The organism is Streptomyces sp. NBC_00887, assembly GCF_045207585.1.
In genome coordinates, this window is sequence record NZ_CP108788.1 from 7,786,852 (window position 1) to 7,803,278 (window position 16,427).

Consider the following 16,427-nt stretch of genomic DNA (forward strand, 5'->3'; position numbering starts at 1 on the left):
GGGCGGTCCGCGCAGACCGTTCCTGCCCCGCCCCGCGATCCACGGAGGAGTAACCCCTTGCGTTTCGACGCGAACGGAAAAGTCTCGCTCGACCACATCTACACCGCGCCCGACCCGCGCACGTACTTCCAGGTGCTCCGCCCCCTCGGCTACTGCGTCCCCCAACAGGCCAAGCCCTACTTCGAGAAGCTCATCAAGGAGTACCGGGAGGCCGAGGAGGTGTCCGTCCCGACCGTCCTGGACATCGGCTGCTCCTACGGGATCAACGCCGCCCTGCTGAAGTACGACGCGACGATGGACGAGCTGTACACGCGCTACGGCGACGCCGCCGGGATGTCCCACGAGGAGCTCCTGGCACGCGACCGTGACCTCTCCCGCTCCCGCAGCCCCGCCCACGGCCTCCGCTTCACCGGCCTGGACGCCTCCACCAGCGCACTCGCCTACGCCCGCGCTGCCGGATTCCTCGACGAAACGGTCCACGCCGACCTGGAGAGGGACGACCCCACACCGGAGCAGCATGCCCGGCTCGCCGGGACGGACATCGTGATCTCGACGGGCTGCATCGGCTACGTCACCGAGCGGACCCTCACCCGCGTCGTGCGGGCGCAGGGCGAACGGCGCCCCTGGATGGCGCACTTCGTCCTGCGGATGTTCCCCTTCGACCCGGTCGAGGACGCCCTGGCCGGGCTCGGATACCGCACCGTCCGGGTCGACGACGTCTTCAAGCAGAGGAAGTTCGCCGACCCGCAGGAACAAACACGCGTGCTGGACAGCATGGCGGCGGCCGGAGTGGATGCGCGGGGCCTGGAGGAGGAAGGCTGGATGTACGCACAGCTCTACCTCTCGCGCCCCAACTGACACCCGCCACCCTTCCCACCAACCGAAAGCAGAGCCGAATTGAACGTCAGCCAGGAAGTCGCGGTCAGCGCCACCTTCGCCAGGGAGGGCGACCTTCCGCGTGTGCCGCTGCCCACGCTCGAAGCGAGCTGCGAAAGGTTCCTCGCCTGGAGCGCACCGCTCCTGACCGCCGAGGAGCGGGCGGCCACCGAGGCCGAGGTCGCCGCCTTCCTGCGGCCCGACGGACCCGGCCGGGTCCTGCACGCGGCCTTGGAGGAGTACGACGGCACGGAGGGTGTGCACAGCTGGCTCGACACCTTCTGGCCGTACCGCTACCTCGGCCGCCGGGACCGGATCGCGCTCAACGCCAACTTCTTCTTCCTGTTCCAGGACACCGGCCAGGGGCAGCTCGACCGGGCGGCCGGACTCGTCGCCGGGGCGCTCAACTACAAGCGGCAGCTGGACGAGGGCCTCATCGCGCCGGTGGAGCAGCGCGGAGTGCCGCAGTCGATGGTGCAGAACAAGTACCTGTTCTCGACGACCCGTATTCCCGGCGTCCCACTGGACACCGTCCGCGCCCCGTACAGCGACAGCGCGCCCGGCCCCTCCACGGCCCGGCACATCGTCGTGTTCTTCCGGGGCAGCATGTTCCGGCTGGACGTACTCGGTGAGGACGGCACCCCGCACAGCCTCGACGAGATCGAAGCCGGACTGCGCGCCGTGACCAAGGCCGACGTGCACACGGACGAGGCGGACCGGGCCGGCCACCTCACCAGCATGGCGCGCGCGGAATGGGCGGCGGCCCGGGACACCCTCCTCGCCCACCCCCGCAACGCCGAGACCCTGGACGTCATCGAGACCGCGCTGTTCTGCGTCTGTCTGGAGGACTTCGCACCCGAGGACACGAAGGCCACCTGCGACGAACTGCTGTACGGGGACCGGGGCAACCGCTGGTTCGACAAGGCCGTCTCCTTTGTCGTCTACACCGACGGCCGGGCCGGAATCAACGTGGAGCACTGCGAGCTCGACGGGACGACCATCCTCAGCTTCACCGACGCGCTGCTCAGCACCCCGCCCGAGGAGCACGCCGGCCGGTCCGGCGCCCGCGCGCAGGGACAACCGGTCCCGCAGCCCCTCGCGTTCGAGCTGGACGACACCCAGAGGGCCCAGGTGCGTTCCGCCGCCGAGTCGTTCGCCGCGTACGGCGCCGCCACCGCCACCAGCACGGTCTCCTTCGCCGACTTCGGCAGCACCGCGGCCAAGGCGCTCGGCGTGTCACCGGACGCGTTCGTCCAGGCCGCCTACCAGCTGGCCCACCAGCGCGCCAAGGGGCATCTCGGAGCCACCTACGAGTCGATCGCGACCCGCCAGTTCCGCCACGGCCGCACCGAGGCGATGCGCGTCGTCACCCCCGAGATGCCGGCCTTCGTCGCCGCGATGGACGACCCGGCGGCGGACCGCGACACCCGCCGCGCCGCGTTCCGCGCCGCCGCGACCGCCCATGTGACCCGTGCGAAGGAATGCCAGGTCGGGGACGCCCCCGAGCAGCACCTGTGGGAGCTGGAACTCATCCAGCGCCGCCGCGGCGCCGAGCTCGGGATCACCGAACAGCCCGCCCTGTACCGCTCACCGGGCTGGCTCACGATGCGGGACGACTACCTCAGCACCAGCTCGGCCCCGTCGGAGAACATCCAGTACTTCGGCTTCGGCTCCACGAGCAGCAAGTGCATCGGCATCGCCTACGTCCTGCTGCCCGACCGCTTCAACCTCTACCTGAGCACCCCGCTCCCCGTGGCCGCCCAGATGCACGCCTTCGCGGACCGCCTCCGCGAGGCGGTCGCGGAACTGCGCGAGCTGCTGGCGGGCTGACAACGGGCGGGCGGCGAGCGGCCGTTGCGGCTCAGCCCGCCGCCCGCCCACCCCGGCGGGCCTTCACCGGGCCCTAAGCAGTGCGTCGACGGCCGGCCGGCATCCGGCCCGCCGCGGTGCGGCGTGGTGACGTAGCCCTCCGCCGGAGCCGGCAGCGCACCGACGCACTCCGCCGAGCACGCGTTGACGAGCAGCGGCAGGACCTCGGTCGCCACGACGAGCGATATCCAGACCTGCCGGAGGGATGGTCTCTTCCCGCGACGCTGCACCCGTCGAACAACAAGAGGAGCACGTCCCGGCGGGGGTGGTACTCCTCTTGCTTGTGCAGGACCGACGCGGAGGAATCGTCAAGACTTGTGGATCGTGTCGGATTGGCGTTGATCCAAATCTTGCAGTCGGCGGCTCGCTGCGTTCCGGACGCGGCGGGTTCGTCCCCGTTCGGCGAGCAGGCTGAGGGCCTCATGTGAGGTGACGACGAGTACGAACGTGGCCGTGCGTTGGAACCAGTCGGATGCGGTGGTGAGCTCCTCTGCGGTCCATGGCTCATCCAGCGCGACTGCTCTGAGCAGGGTCCACTCGCGCAGCCGACGGGCGAGGAAGGGGCGGTCCCCGATTACGGTCGCGAAGGTGTGGGCCCAAGCGGTGAACGCCGGGTCGGTCAGCAGGTGGGCGACCCGACGCTCGAGGTGGCGGTTGACTGCGGCCTCCGCCATCGATACGTGCGGATCGTGCAGGACGGTGGCCACCAGGGTGGCCTCGTCCGCCTCCGAGACATCTTCCAGATCCTGCAGGTAGCTGCGGTAGCGGAGGTGCTCGGGGGGCTCCTCGTCGAAGGGCTGGTCGGTCACGCGGCGTGCCTTCCCGACCGACGCGCCAACGTCGGCCTACTCGATGACCGTCACAGGATCACTCGGGAAGATACGCCCTTCGCGCGTCCCCCTACACCGATCCACAGGTCTTGAGCAACGCTCCCGACGCGGTGCCTGCTCCCGCGAAAGCGCCCCCTGCTGAAATGCCGTCCGTAGCCACGACCGAGCAGCAAGGGCATGGGTGCTTGAGGATGCCCGGCCCCGTCCCTCACGGGGAGTTCTCCGAGGCATTTCAGGGGCGGGCTGTCATTCCGCTTGGCTCTCACCGCCCCTCTTACTAGAGAGTTGAGAGAAGACAGCGTCCGCATCCGTATTCGCGTCACCTTTGACCTGCGCAGATACTGCGGACGCTAAACAAAATGTATAGCGTCCGCCAGCGTCCGCAAGACCCCACCTCCTAAGAGCATCACCGCAGGTCAAGACGACTCTCAGGGGAGAGACCGGCGGACGCTGTGGACGCTCCCCCCGGCAGGGGAGGCCTGGCGACCGGGCTGAAACCCGCTTGGCGGTTCGCTCCTTGGCATCTATGGCAACAACCCGCAAACCTCAGGTGCCCTGCTGTCCCGGCGACGAGGAGACGACCACCGATGGGGCTGCCTGCGGCGGCGCCGGTGGACCAGCCACCATTGCCTGCACCAATGCCGACAAGATTTCCCCGGCTGCTCCTGCGACAGCTCACCATCCGCCACCGGACGCTCCGCAGCCAGGTACCGCGACAGCTCCAACGGCTGGTCGAAATAGGACCTCAGATGCCGACCGCAGAAAAGGCCGTCGGCCGTGTCTTCCGAGAGGGGAAGAACACGGCCGACGGCCCACAGACGGCCCAGGCGAGTGGAAACCCACTCTGACCTGTGGCCTTCCTAGATGTCGAAGTACAGCTCGAACTCGTGCGGGTGCGGGCGCAGCTGGATCGGGGCGATCTCGTTCGTGCGCTTGTAGTCGATCCACGTCTCGATCAGGTCGGGCGTGAAGACGCCGCCGGCCTGGAGGTAGTCGTGGTCCGCCTCGAGGGCGTCGAGGACCGCCGGGAGCGAGGTCGGGACCTGCTGGACGCCCGCGTGCTCCTCGGGGGCCAGCTCGTACAGGTCCTTGTCGATCGGCTCCGGGGGCTCGATCTTGTTCTTCACACCGTCCAGGCCGGCCATCAGCAGGGCCGAGAACGCCAGGTACGGGTTCGAGGACGGGTCCGGGGCGCGGAACTCGACGCGCTTGGCCTTCGGGTTGGAGCCCGTGATCGGGATACGCATCGCGGCGGAGCGGTTGCGCTGCGAGTACACCATGTTGACCGGGGCCTCGAAGCCCGGGACCAGGCGGTGGTAGGAGTTCACCGTCGGGTTGGTGAAGGCCAGCAGCGACGGGGCGTGCTTCAGGATGCCGCCGATGTAGTAGCGGGCCATGTCCGACAGGCCGGCGTAACCCTGCTCGTCGTAGAAGAGCGGCGTGCCGCCCTGCCACAGCGACTGGTGGACGTGCATGCCCGAGCCGTTGTCACCGAAGATCGGCTTCGGCATGAAGGTCGCGGTCTTGCCGTTGCGCCAGGAGACGTTCTTCACGATGTACTTGAAGAGCATCAGGTCGTCGGCCGCGGCGAGCAGCGTGTTGAACTTGTAGTTGATCTCCGCCTGGCCGGCGGTGCCGACCTCGTGGTGCTGGCGCTCGACCTGGAGGCCGTTCTTGTCCAGCTCCAGGGAGATCTCGGCACGCAGGTCGGCGAAGTGGTCGACCGGCGGGGTCGGGAAGTAGCCGCCCTTGTAGCGGACCTTGTAGCCGCGGTTGTTGTCCTCGGACCCGGTGTTCCAGGCTCCGGCCTCGGAGTCGATGTGGTAGAAGCTCTCGTTCGCCGACGTCTGGAAGCGGACGTTGTCGAAGACGTAGAACTCGGCCTCGGGACCGAAGTACGCGGTGTCGGCGACGCCGGTCGAGGCGAGGTAGGCCTCGGCCTTCTTGGCCACGTTCCGCGGGTCACGGCTGTACTGCTCGCCCGTGATCGGGTCGTGGATGAAGAAGTTGATGTTGACGGTCTTGTCGCGGCGGAACGGGTCGACGCGGGCGGTCGAGATGTCCGCGCGGAGCGCCATGTCGGACTCGTGGATGGCCTGGAAACCGCGGATCGACGAGCCGTCGAACGCAAGCTCCTCGTTCGGGTCGAAGACCGCCGCCGGGATGGTGAAGTGCTGCATCACACCGGGCAGGTCGCAGAACCGGACGTCGATGAACTTGACGTCTTCGTCGGCGATGTACTTCTTCACGTCGTCGGCGTTCTGGAACATCCAACTCCTCCTACTCCCGACCCGGAGAAGGGCGGGGTTGCAGCTCTTTCGTGCGGCCAGTGCGGTGGCACACGCTGGACCCGACCATAGGCAGGCAGGATTTCTCAAGCATGACCCATTTGTTTCGCCCAAGTTAACCAGGCCGGGCGGCAGCGGCACCTCAGCGACGTTTATCAGTGCCCCGCCCGGCCAGGTGCAAACACGGGCGCAGTACCGTGGACGGGTGGACAACAGGCAAGCAATCGGATCGTGGCTCTCGGGGCCACGCGCGGCGGCCGAGGAGATGGGCGCCGACTTCGGTTACCGGGGCGAGCGCCTCGGTCTGCCCCAGGAGGGCCCGGGGGCCGTGGCCCCGCTCGGCCGGCGCTTCGGGGCACTCTTCATCGACTGGACCGTGTGCATGGTGATCGCATACGGGCTGCTCGCTCAAGGTGACCAACAGGCGGCCGGGAACTGGGCGCTGGCCGTCTTCCTCGTACTGAGCCTGCTGACGGTCGGAACCATCGGTTCCACCCCGGGCAAGCGCATCCTGGGCCTGCGGGTCGTCGCCGAGGGCGGCGGTCGGCTCGGCACCGGGCGGGTGATCGTCCGGACCGTACTGCTGCTCCTGGTCATCCCCGCCCTGGTCTGGGACCGCGACAGCCGCGGTCTCCACGACCGGCTGGCCCGTGCCGTCCAGGTGCGCATCTGAGGCGGGGGCCCGAGAGCGCCGGAGCAACGAGGGCGGCCCCGGACGATCACGTCCGGGGCCGCCCTCGTTCCGTACGAAGTACGTCAGCGCATCTTTCCGCCGCGCGGCATCCGCATGCCCTTCGGCATCGGGCCCTTCGGCAGCGGCATGTTGCTCATCAGGTCGCCCATGGCCCGCAGCCGGTCGTTGGCAGCGGTGACCTGCGCGCCCGTCAGCACCCGCGGGAGCTTCAGCATCTTGGTGCGCACCTTCTTGAGCGGCACCTGGCCCTCGCCGTCGCCGACGATGATGTCGTGCACCGGCACGTCCACCACGATCCGGGCCATCTTCCTCTTCTCCGCAGCCAGCAGGCTCTTCACCCGGTTCGGGTTGCCCTCGGCGACCAGAACGATGCCCGCCTTGCCGACGGCACGGTGGACGACGTCCTGACTGCGGTTCATCGCGACCGCCGGAGTCGTGCTCCAGCCGCGGCCGACACGGTCCAGCACGGCCGCCGCAGCGCCCGGCTGTCCCTCCATCTGCCCGAAGGCCGCGCGCTCGGCACGTCGTCCGAAGATGATCGCCATTGCGAGGAGGGCCAGTACGAAGCCCAGGATGCCCGCGTAGACCGGGTGATCGATCAAGAAGCCGATCGCGAGGAGGACACCGAAGGTGACGATTCCCACACCCGCGACGACAAGACCGATCTTGGGGTCGGTCCGCCTGGTCATCTTGTAGGTCAGGGCGATCTGCTTGAGCCGCCCCGCGTTCTCGGCGCTGTCCGCGCCTTCAGTGGTGTTTGCCTTCCTCGCCATGTATTGAAGTTTACGTGGCCCCGGACCGGCCTAGGAACGGCGGTCGGCCACAGCCTCCAGTACATGCTGTGCCTCGACCCGGTCCTTGGCCCTGCGGCGGTCTTCGAGGACCGCCGTCCAGGCGTTCCGGCGGGCGGTGCGCTGGCCGCTGCTCATCAGCAGCGACTCGACGGCGCGGAGTGCGGTGGTGACGGACGGGATCGCGTTGGCTCGTACCGGCGCGGCGTGCATCGTGGTCGTTCCCCCTCGGAGCGGATGCGCGCACCCGGCGCGCACTGGGTAGCGGGAAGCAGTGACTGCGGCGGCCTCGGGGGCTGCCGCTGTATGTGTACCTAGGGTCACTGCTTGGTGTTACCAGTGCATGACCGGTCGGTCAAACACCAATGAAACCCAGATTTCGGCGCCGCGCACGCCGACGCGGCCCATACGGGCCCCGGACCTGCGGGGAGCGTACGGGCCGCGTCGAATCAGCCATTACTGTTCAGTAGCTTCTTGTGCGCGGATTCACACGGCCTGGGCGGCCACGGTCGCTCACGCGACGGTCGCGCCCCGGGCCTCCATCGCCTGCTTGAAGAGACGGCCCGCGCGGTACGAGGAGCGCACCAGCGGCCCCGACATCACGCCGGAGTAGCCGATCGCGTCGGCCTCGTCCTTCAGCTCGACGAACTCCTGCGGCTTCACCCAGCGCTCGACCGGGTGGTGCCGCGGGGTGGGCCGCAGGTACTGCGTAATCGTGATGAGCTCGCAACCCGCGTCGTGCAGGTCCTGGAGCGCCTCACTGACTTCCTCGCGGGTCTCGCCCATGCCGAGGATCAGGTTGGACTTGGTCACCAGACCGGCCTCACGGGCCCGGGTGATGACCTCCAGGGAGCGCTCGTAACGGAAACCGGGGCGGATCCGCTTGAAGATCCGCCGCACCGTCTCGACGTTGTGCGCGAGCACCTCGGGGCGCGAGGAGAAGACCTCGGCGAGCTGCTCGGGAACCGCGTTGAAGTCGGGGATCAGCAGCTCCACCTTGGTGGCGCCGGTCGCCCGCTCGGCGGTCTGGGCGTGGATCTGGCGCACGGTCTCCGCGTACAGCCAGGCGCCGCCGTCCTCCAGGTCGTCACGTGCGACGCCGGTGATCGTGGCGTAGTTCAGGTCCATCGTGACCACGGACTCGCCCACACGGCGGGGCTCGTCGCGGTCCAGGGCCTCGGGCCTGCCCGTGTCGATCTGGCAGAAGTCGCAGCGCCGGGTGCACTGGTCGCCGCCGATGAGGAAGGTCGCCTCGCGGTCTTCCCAGCATTCGTAGATGTTCGGACAGCCGGCTTCCTGGCACACGGTGTGCAGACCCTCGCTCTTCACGAGCTTCTGCATCTTCGTGTACTCGGGGCCCATCTTCGCCCGGGTTTTGATCCACTCCGGCTTGCGCTCGATGGGGGTCTGGCTGTTTCGGACCTCCAGGCGCAGCATCTTGCGCCCGTCGGGTGCGACACCGGACACTCCGGCACCCCTTTGCTTTCGCTGCATTGGATTCTTCGGCGAACACCAGGGTACGCCCGTGGTTAGAACGGCCTTACGTCTGCCCAACCTGTGGCCGACAGGGCCTATTCCCGGCCCCGTGGTCAGGCGGGGGCGGCCGCGGTCCCCGAGGCGGCGGCCCCGACGGTGCGGGGCGCGAGCTCCGCGTTCTCCAGGATGTCCCTGAGGTGCCCCTCGGCGACCGGCAGTACCTCCGCGATCGTGACCTCCCGGCCCAGCTCGTACGAGAGCGAGGTCACGCCCGCGTCCCGGATGCCGCACGGCACGATCCTGTCGAACCACGTGTTGTCCGGGTTCACGTTCAGCGCGAAGCCGTGCATGGTCACACCCTTGGCGACCCGGATGCCGATCGCGGCCAACTTGCGGTCCTCGCGGCGCTGGCCGGCGTTGGACGGCGCGTACTCGGGGCCGTTCAGCCGGGCGTCGAACTCCTCGTCGTGCAGGCGGGGGTCGAAGTCCAGGGACAGTCCGCCGAGCGCGGGGCGCTCCTCGACCGGGTCGCCGAGGACCCAGACACCACTGCGGCCCTCGACCCGGGAGGTCTCCACGCCGAAGTCGGCGGCCGTACGGATCAGGGCGTCCTCCAGCCGTCGCACATGGGCGACGACGTCGACCGGCCGCGGCAGCTTCTGGATGGGATAGCCGACGAGCTGGCCCGGACCGTGCCAGGTGATCTTCCCGCCGCGGTCCACATCGATGACAGGGGTGCCGTCCAGGGGGCGCTCGCTGTCGGTCGTGCGCCGCCCCGCCGTGTAGACGGGCGGGTGCTCGAGGAGCAGGCAGGTGTCGGGTACGGAGTCCTCGAACCGGGCCGCGTGCACCTCCCGCTGCTTCTGCCAGGCCTCCTGGTAGTCGACCGCTTCCTCGCCGAATCCCAGACGGACGAACCGCAGCTCACTCACTTCGGGTGCCTCCCTATTCGGGTGTCGGGAGGCCGGGGGGGTGTCCCCGGGACCACGGCACCATGCACTGATATGCGCCCTGAGCCACTGTACGACCGCTCGGGGGACGGACGTCCGGCAGGTTCGCTCCAGGCCGTCCCGTCAGCGATGTCCACAATCCTCACACGATCGGATGAATGTGGAGCGAAGGTCGTTGGGGCGGCTGCCGGGACAGCTAAATTCGCGCCGTTCCATAAGGGCTCCCCGCCCGGCCCCGAAGGCAGGAGACCGTACAGCTGATGTCGGAACGACCTCCGCAGCGCACCCCCAACAGGCGGCTCGCTGCGCTCATCGCGGAAGCCGGATTCTCCCATGCGGGTCTGGCCCGCAGGGTGGATCAGCTTGGCCTCGAACACGGCCTCGATCTGCGGTACGACAAGACCTCGGTGACCCGCTGGCTGCGTGGCCAGCAACCGAGGGGAACCACCCCCGCCCTGATCGCGGAGGTCTTCACCCGGCGGCTGGGGCGCCGGCTCTCCGCGCAGGACCTGGGGCTGGACGCGTGCGCCCCCGTCTATGCCGGGCTGGAGTTCGCGGCCACGCCCGCCGAGGCCGTCGACATCGTCAGCGGGCTGTGGCGGAAGGACTCCGGCAGCCATGCGGAGCTGCGCAAGATCGCGTTCACCCCGGCCGGACTCGTCGTGCCCAGCCGGGACTGGCTGATCGGGCGGGCCGACGAATGGGTCGGACACGGAGAACCGGCGACGGCGGCGGCTTCCCGCGGCGCGGGCGGTGCCGGCCCTGCGAGCACTGCGAACGGAGCTCCGGCGCACGGCATGGCGGGCCTGCCCGCCCCGCGCACACCCGGCGACACGAGCGCCGTCCGCACGTCGAACGCCTTCCACGCCTCCGGCGGCGCCCACGCGCATCACGGCCCCGGGGGCACACATGGGGCGTCTGCCCACGGCGGCCGGGCCGGCAACCGGGGTCCCGGTTCGGCCCGCCCGCCCGCCCCGGCACAGCCGCCCCTCGGCGTGCCCCGTCAGCGGCAGACCGACCGCGGCCCCGGCCAGCGGGTCGGCAACGGCGACGTCGCGGCCCTGCGGTCGGTCGGTGAGCTCTTCCGCACCCTGGACAACGCCTACGGCGGCGGTCACGCCCGGCAGGCCCTCGTCAGGTACCTGGAGCACGAGGCCGAGCCCATGCTCCGGGGAAGCTACGGCGAGGCCGTCGGCAGGCAGCTGTTCTCCGCGGCGGCCGATCTGACCCGGCTGGCGGGCTGGACCTCGTACGACATCGCCGCGCACGGCCTCGCCCAGCGCTACTTCGTCCAGGCGCTGCGGCTCGCGCAGGCGGCCGGTGACCGGGGGTACGGCTCGTTCGTCCTGATCACGATGAGCCGGCAGGCGGTGTACCTCGGGCACGGCAGGGAAGCGGTGCAGCTCGCCCGGGTCGCCCAGCAGGGGATCGGGTCCTCGGCGCCGCCCGTGGTCATGGCACTGCTGCACGCGGTCGAGGCGCGCGGACACGGGGTGCTCGGCGAGACCCGGGCGTGCATCGCCGCACTCGTACGCGCGGAACGGGCCCTGCAGTCCGAGCGCCCCGGGGACGACGTGCCGCACTGGGCCCGCTACTTCGACGAGGCGCAGCTCGCCGACGAGTTCGGCCACTGCCATCGCGATCTGCAGCAGTACCGGGTCGCCGTGCAGCACGCCGAGCGGTCGCTCCAACTGCGCGCTCCGGCGTACGCCCGCAGCAGGCTGTTCTGCCGTGTGGTGCTCGCCTCCGCACGGCTCGGACTCGGCGAGCTGGACCAGGCCTGCCTGCTGGGCGCGGAGGCGGCCCAGCAGGCTTCGGAGATGCGGTCGGTGCGCGCCACGGAGTACGTGCGGGACTTCGAGCGCCGACTCGAGCCGTACCGGGACGCGGTAGCCGTGCGGGGCTACCGCGACCGGGTCGCCGCGCTCGGCTGAGCCGGCCTACGCGGCGGCGGGCAGCGCGGCCCCGCCACCGGGTTCCTCCCGCACGCCCAGGTCCGCGAGGATCGCCGAGGCCGCACGGTGCCCCGAGTGCAGGGCGCCCTGGACCGTGCTCGTGTCGCGGTGGTCGCCGCACACGTACAGGCCGGCCAGGACCCGGACCGGCCGGCGCAGATCGTGCGGGGGCGGCATCGCGGGCACCGCCTCCGGGTCGTGATGGGCCGCCAGGAGTTCCCAGTCGTGCGTGGGCGTGCCGTACAGCGCGGCGAGGTGCTCGCGGACCGTGCGGTCGAGGTCCGGTGGCGGGGGACCGAGAACCGTGGAGGTGATCAGCGTCCGGCCGTGCGGCGCGCGCGACGGGTCGACCTCGCTCATCACGGCGGTGTGCGCGACCGGACCCGAGCGGTCCGCGTCCAGCAGCAGGTGCGCTCCCGTCGGCGGGGGTGCGGGTGCGGTGTGGTGAAGCACCGTCACCGGTTGGAAGGCCGGCATCCGCAGACCGGGCAGCAACTCCGCGGCCGCGCCCGCTCCGGTGGCCAGCAGCAGGGAGCGACAGCCCAGTTCGCCGTGCTCCTTGGTGCGTACGGACGTGATGTCGGCGGCCGTGACATGCACGCCGGTGCGTACGGTGCCGGGTGGCAGGGCGGCCGCCAGCAGCCGGGGCAGTTCCGCGGAACCGCCCGACGGCACGCAGAGCCTGCCGCGCGCGTAGCTGCGCAGTGCGAGCTCGGCGCAGCGGCTCGATGTGGTGAGCGCGGGGTCGTTGAGCAGCGCGGTGAGCAGGGGGTGCAGGAAACCGCTGACCATCCGCGGGGAGAGACCACGCGCAGACAGGGCCGCGCGTGCGGTCCGGTCCGGCCTGGCCAGGATCCGGGCCGCCGGTGCGGCGGCGAGGCGGCCGAGCCAGGAACCCAGCCGGGCTTGTTCGATCGCCCCGCCCAGGGGCGCCAGGGGGGCGCTCGATCGGGTGCGCACCGCTTTGAGTGCGCCCCTTGCGCTCCGTACGTCACCGGCGCGGTACCGGCGGCCTCCGCTGTGGACGAGCACCCCGGGGCTGAAGTCCCGCAGCACCAGGCCGTCGAGCCCCGGGGTGGTGCTCAGCTCCGGGTAGGCGGAGCTGAGCAGTGGACCGATGTGGTCGAGCCGGAACCCGTCCACATCGTGGGTGACCATCCGGCCGCCGATGTGCGGAGCGGCCTCCAGGACGCTGACGTTCACTCCTGCGCTGGTCAGTTGATGAGCCGCTGACAGGCCGGCGATCCCGGCCCCGATGATGACCACATCCGCGTGGTGTGCCGTGTGTGCCGTAAACACGTACCCCTCCCCGAGTCGGCGCGACTGGTGGGAGGCTCTTGCCCCCAACAGGCCCCCGGAATGCCGGAGTTCGGGTCGAGGCTAGATGGATGGCTGGTGCAGGCGCAGTCGCGCGCGCCTGGGGGCACCGGTGCACGGGGTCGCACGGACCCCCGGCGGGCGGTGCCGCAGCGGCGGCCTGCCCGGCCTGCCGGAGGCGCCGAGGAGGCCGGCCGCGACCGCTGAGCTGCGCCGCTGTGCGGGAAGGGCGGCCCGGCCGCACGGCCGGGCGGGCGGGTTCAGCGCAGCGCCGCGCGGACGGCGGCGTCGATTCCGGGGAAGGCGAACGAGAAACCCGAGTCGAGAAGTTGGCCGGGTAGCACCCGCTGGCTGCCCAGTACGTCCTCGGCGAACTCCCCGAGAGCGACGCGCAGCGCGGGCGCCGGGGCGGTGAACAGGGTCGGGCGGCGCAGCACCCGCCCCATCGCGGCCGTCACCTGGCCGTTGGTGGCCGGGGAGGGCCCGGTCAGGTTCACCGGGCCGGACAGCGACTCGGTGTCCAGGATGTGCCGCATCGCCGCGACGTGGTCGTGCAGGGCGATGAAGCTCCAGTACTGCCGCCCGTTCCCGAGCCGTCCGCCGAGCCCCGCCCTGAACAGCGGAAAGAGACGGCCCCAGGCCCCGCCCTCCCGGGCGACGACCAGACCGGTCCGGGCGTGCACCGTCCGTACGCCCGCTTCCTCGGCAGGGGCCGTGGCCTCCTCCCACTCCACGCACACCGACGGCAGGAAGCCCTTGCCGGGCGGCGCGCTCTCGTCGACCGCACGGTCCCCGGTGTCCCCGTAGTAGCCGATGGCGGACCCGCACAGCAGGACCTTCGGCGGTTCGTCGAGCGAGGCGACGGCCTCGGCGATCGCCGCCGTGCCCAGGACGCGGCTGTCCCGGATCTCCCGCTTGTACGCCGGGGTCCACCGGTGGTCGCCGACCCCGGCCCCCGCGAGGTGGACGACCGCGTCACATCCGACGAGGCCCGCCACGTCCACGTACTGCCGCTTCGGGTCCCATTCCACCTCGTCGCCGGTGGCGGCGGGGCGGCGTACCAGGCGCACCACCTCGTGCCCGTCGGCCCGCAGCGAGCGCACGAGCGCCGCTCCGATGAGGCCGGTCGATCCTGTGACGGCGATACGGGAGCGCTGCATGGCCTCCATCCTGCCCCATGGACCCTCGCTCACGCGGAACACGGCGTGGCACAGTGGCCCGCATGTCCGAGCCGCGGTTCCACTCCCTCCTGCCCGTCCGCCCCGCCGTACAGGCGGACGAGCGCGCGCTCGGAGAGCTCGACCGTGCCACCTGGTCGACGCTGCACGCCGTGCAGCCCAGACCACGGCCCCCTTACGAGCCGTTCTTCGACGAGCGGCACAGGCCGGGGGAGTTCCTGGTGGCCGCGGCTCTCTCCGACGCGGGCGAGGAGCACATCGCCGGGTACATCCGGCTCGCTCCGGCGACGCCGCTGGCCTGCAACGCGCACGTGCGCCAGATACAGGGCCTCGCCGTGGCCGAGTGGGCGCGGGGCCACGGTGTCGCGCGGGAGCTGCTGCGCGCCTCGTACGCGGAGGCGCGGCGGCAGGGAGCGGGGCGGCTCACCCTGCGCGTGCTCGGGCACAACACCCCTGCGCGGAAGCTGTACGCATCGGAGGGCTTCGCCGTCGAAGGCGTACTGCCCGGGGAGTTCTTCCTGAACGGGCGGTACGCCGACGACGTCCTGATGGGCCGTTCGCTGCTCTCCTGAGTTCAGATCGGGCGAGTTCAGGTCGGGCCGAAGCGGCTCCAGAGCGCGGGGAGCCGTTCCGCCAGCGCCGTGTCGTCCTCGAAGTCGACGGGCGTGCCGGCGGGCTCGGTGGCCTGCGGCGGCAGGCCCAGGTCCGGCGCGACCACGCCCGTGAGCTGCTCGTACGCCTCGTCGGCTGCATAGCCGAGGTCCTCGCCGTCGCCGTCGAGCTCGTCGTCGAAGTCGTCGAGCAGCTCGGCGAGGCTGTCGGGTTCGTGCACCGCGCCCTCGAAGACCTCCCGGCCCTGCCCGATCAGCCAGCACCTGAAGAAGTCGAACGCGTCGTCGCTCGCCCCGCCGAGCAGCACGGCGGCCGCGCCCCACAGGTCCCAGCGGTACGCGCGGTTGTAGCGGGCCTCGAAGTGCCTGGCGAAATCCAGCACGGAGTCGGGATCGAGCCGCACCAGCCGTTCGACGAGCAGGTCGGCATGGTCCTCGGGGTCGCCGTCGGCGGCCTCGCGGGTGTTGTCGATGATCTCCCAGAACTCCGTCTCGTCCATCACTGGTCCAGCATCGGCCTTGGCGGCGGGCGACGCACGCGGAGACACCGAAATGAAGCCTTCAACCGTAGAGGTCGCGCATGCGTTCGGCGGCATCGGCAACACGTTCGCGCAGGGCGGCGGGTGCCAGGACCTCCAACTCCGGCCCGAGGGAGAGCAGCTGGCCGTACGCGACATCCTCGGACTCGACCGGCAGCGTGAGCGTGCGCCGGCCCTCCGCGTCCGGCGGAGCGGCCGCGGCCAGCGCCTCCTCCGCAGCGGCCCTGTCCACGGCGTACGGCAGTCGGCGCACCCCCGCCTCGGACAGCCGTACCGTCACCTCGGTACGCAGGATCGACCGGGCGAACTGTGCGGCGCGCTCCTCCCAGAACCGGGGCAGATCGAAGTCCTCGTCCCGTTCGAACCGGGTAGCCGACACGGCGACCGCGGTGAACCGGTCGATCCGGTACACCCGGAAGTCGTCCGCCACCCGGGCGCAGAGGTACCAGACCCCGGCCTTCAGGACGAGCCCGTACGGGGACATCTCCCGATCCACCTCGCCCGCGGGGCCGCGGCGGTAGCGCGCCCGGACCACGCGGTCGTCCCAGACCGCCTCAGCGACGGCGGGCAGCAGCTCGGGGGTGACCGGCTCGTGGTACCAGCCGGGGGCATCGAGGTGGAAGCGCTGGGCGGCGCTCTGCGAGGCGTCCCGGAGCGAGGGGAGCAGGGCGGCCGAGACCTTCAGCCGGGCTGCGGACGCGGCGTCGTCGAGCCCCATCTCACGCAGGGCCGAGGGCAGTCCGGACAGGAAGAGCGCCTCGGCCTCGTGACGGGCCAGGCCGGTGAGCCGGGTCCGGTAACCGCCGACGAGCCGGTACCCGCCCGCCCGCCCCCGGTCCGCGTACACGGGCACGCCCGCCTCGGACAGGGCCTGGGCGTCCCTGGTCACGGTGCGCTCCGAGACCTCCAGTTCCTGTCCCAGCTCGGCAGCGGTCATGGAGGGCCGGGACTGCAGGAGCAGAACCATCTTGATGAGCCGGGCAGCACGCATGAAGCCATTGTGGGCGCCGCACGACGACTGCGGGGCAGGTGCCGGACCTGCCCGGCACCTGC

The 16,427-nt window shown here is 70.8% G+C and carries 15 protein-coding genes; 5 read left to right on the forward strand and 10 right to left on the reverse strand.

The window, feature by feature from the left end; all coding sequences use genetic code 11:
• Positions 1–57: 57 nt before the first annotated feature.
• Complete coding sequence (locus tag OG844_RS35510) at positions 58–858, forward strand: class I SAM-dependent methyltransferase (RefSeq protein ID WP_406389548.1); 801 nt, start codon at positions 58–60, stop codon at positions 856–858.
• Between the two features lie 39 nt (positions 859–897).
• Positions 898–2,706 (forward strand): choline/carnitine O-acyltransferase, encoded by a 1,809-nt coding sequence (locus tag OG844_RS35515; RefSeq protein WP_406389547.1) that lies wholly within the window; start codon positions 898–900, stop codon positions 2,704–2,706.
• 347 nt (positions 2,707–3,053) lie between these two features.
• Here the strand turns inward: OG844_RS35515 and OG844_RS35520 are convergent, their stop codons facing one another.
• Positions 3,054–3,554, reverse strand: a complete 501-nt coding sequence (locus OG844_RS35520) for a hypothetical protein (RefSeq protein ID WP_406389546.1) — start codon at positions 3,552–3,554, stop codon at positions 3,054–3,056.
• Positions 3,555–4,435: 881 nt separating this feature from the next.
• Positions 4,436–5,845 (reverse strand): type I glutamate--ammonia ligase, encoded by a 1,410-nt coding sequence (glnA, locus tag OG844_RS35525; protein ID WP_351173582.1) that lies wholly within the window; start codon positions 5,843–5,845, stop codon positions 4,436–4,438.
• 223 nt (positions 5,846–6,068) lie between these two features.
• Here glnA and OG844_RS35530 point away from each other — a divergent pair, with 223 nt between their 5' ends.
• Positions 6,069–6,536: an RDD family protein gene (locus OG844_RS35530; RefSeq protein WP_384609859.1), complete on the forward strand. Its 468-nt coding sequence runs from the start codon at positions 6,069–6,071 to the stop codon at positions 6,534–6,536.
• An 83-nt stretch (positions 6,537–6,619) separates the two neighbouring features.
• On the opposite strand, the gene OG844_RS35535 is transcribed toward OG844_RS35530, so the two are convergent.
• The 4 genes from OG844_RS35535 to lipB form a co-directional block, all read right to left on the reverse strand.
• Positions 6,620–7,330, reverse strand: a complete 711-nt coding sequence (locus OG844_RS35535; protein WP_406389545.1) for a DUF4191 domain-containing protein — start codon at positions 7,328–7,330, stop codon at positions 6,620–6,622.
• Positions 7,331–7,360: 30 nt separating this feature from the next.
• The gene (locus OG844_RS35540; RefSeq protein ID WP_329211826.1) at positions 7,361–7,561 is read right to left on the reverse strand and encodes a hypothetical protein; all 201 of its coding nucleotides are present in this window, start codon (positions 7,559–7,561) and stop codon (positions 7,361–7,363) included.
• A gap of 300 nt (positions 7,562–7,861) precedes the next feature.
• Positions 7,862–8,815: a lipoyl synthase gene (gene lipA, locus OG844_RS35545; protein ID WP_406389544.1), complete on the reverse strand. Its 954-nt coding sequence runs from the start codon at positions 8,813–8,815 to the stop codon at positions 7,862–7,864.
• Positions 8,816–8,937: 122 nt separating this feature from the next.
• A complete protein-coding gene (gene lipB, locus OG844_RS35550) occupies positions 8,938–9,756 on the reverse strand; it encodes a lipoyl(octanoyl) transferase LipB (protein WP_406389543.1) in 819 nt (272 codons plus the stop codon).
• 278 nt (positions 9,757–10,034) lie between these two features.
• Between lipB and OG844_RS35555 the strand changes: the two genes are divergently transcribed.
• Positions 10,035–11,708, forward strand: coding sequence for a regulator (locus tag OG844_RS35555; protein WP_406389542.1), 1,674 nt, complete (start codon positions 10,035–10,037; stop codon positions 11,706–11,708).
• Between the two features lie 6 nt (positions 11,709–11,714).
• On the opposite strand, the gene OG844_RS35560 is transcribed toward OG844_RS35555, so the two are convergent.
• Positions 11,715–13,028, reverse strand: a complete 1,314-nt coding sequence (locus OG844_RS35560; RefSeq protein ID WP_406389541.1) for an NAD(P)/FAD-dependent oxidoreductase — start codon at positions 13,026–13,028, stop codon at positions 11,715–11,717.
• A 278-nt stretch (positions 13,029–13,306) separates the two neighbouring features.
• Entirely contained in the window at positions 13,307–14,206 is a 900-nt protein-coding gene (locus tag OG844_RS35565; RefSeq protein ID WP_406389540.1) for a TIGR01777 family oxidoreductase, read from the reverse strand.
• A 62-nt stretch (positions 14,207–14,268) separates the two neighbouring features.
• Here OG844_RS35565 and OG844_RS35570 point away from each other — a divergent pair, with 62 nt between their 5' ends.
• A complete protein-coding gene (locus tag OG844_RS35570) occupies positions 14,269–14,796 on the forward strand; it encodes a GNAT family N-acetyltransferase (RefSeq protein WP_406389539.1) in 528 nt (175 codons plus the stop codon).
• Positions 14,797–14,813: 17 nt separating this feature from the next.
• Here the strand turns inward: OG844_RS35570 and OG844_RS35575 are convergent, their stop codons facing one another.
• Positions 14,814–15,335 (reverse strand): DUF4240 domain-containing protein, encoded by a 522-nt coding sequence (locus tag OG844_RS35575; RefSeq protein WP_406389538.1) that lies wholly within the window; start codon positions 15,333–15,335, stop codon positions 14,814–14,816.
• Positions 15,336–15,396: 61 nt separating this feature from the next.
• Entirely contained in the window at positions 15,397–16,365 is a 969-nt protein-coding gene (locus tag OG844_RS35580) for a helix-turn-helix transcriptional regulator (protein ID WP_406389537.1), read from the reverse strand.
• Positions 16,366–16,427: the final 62 nt, after the last annotated feature.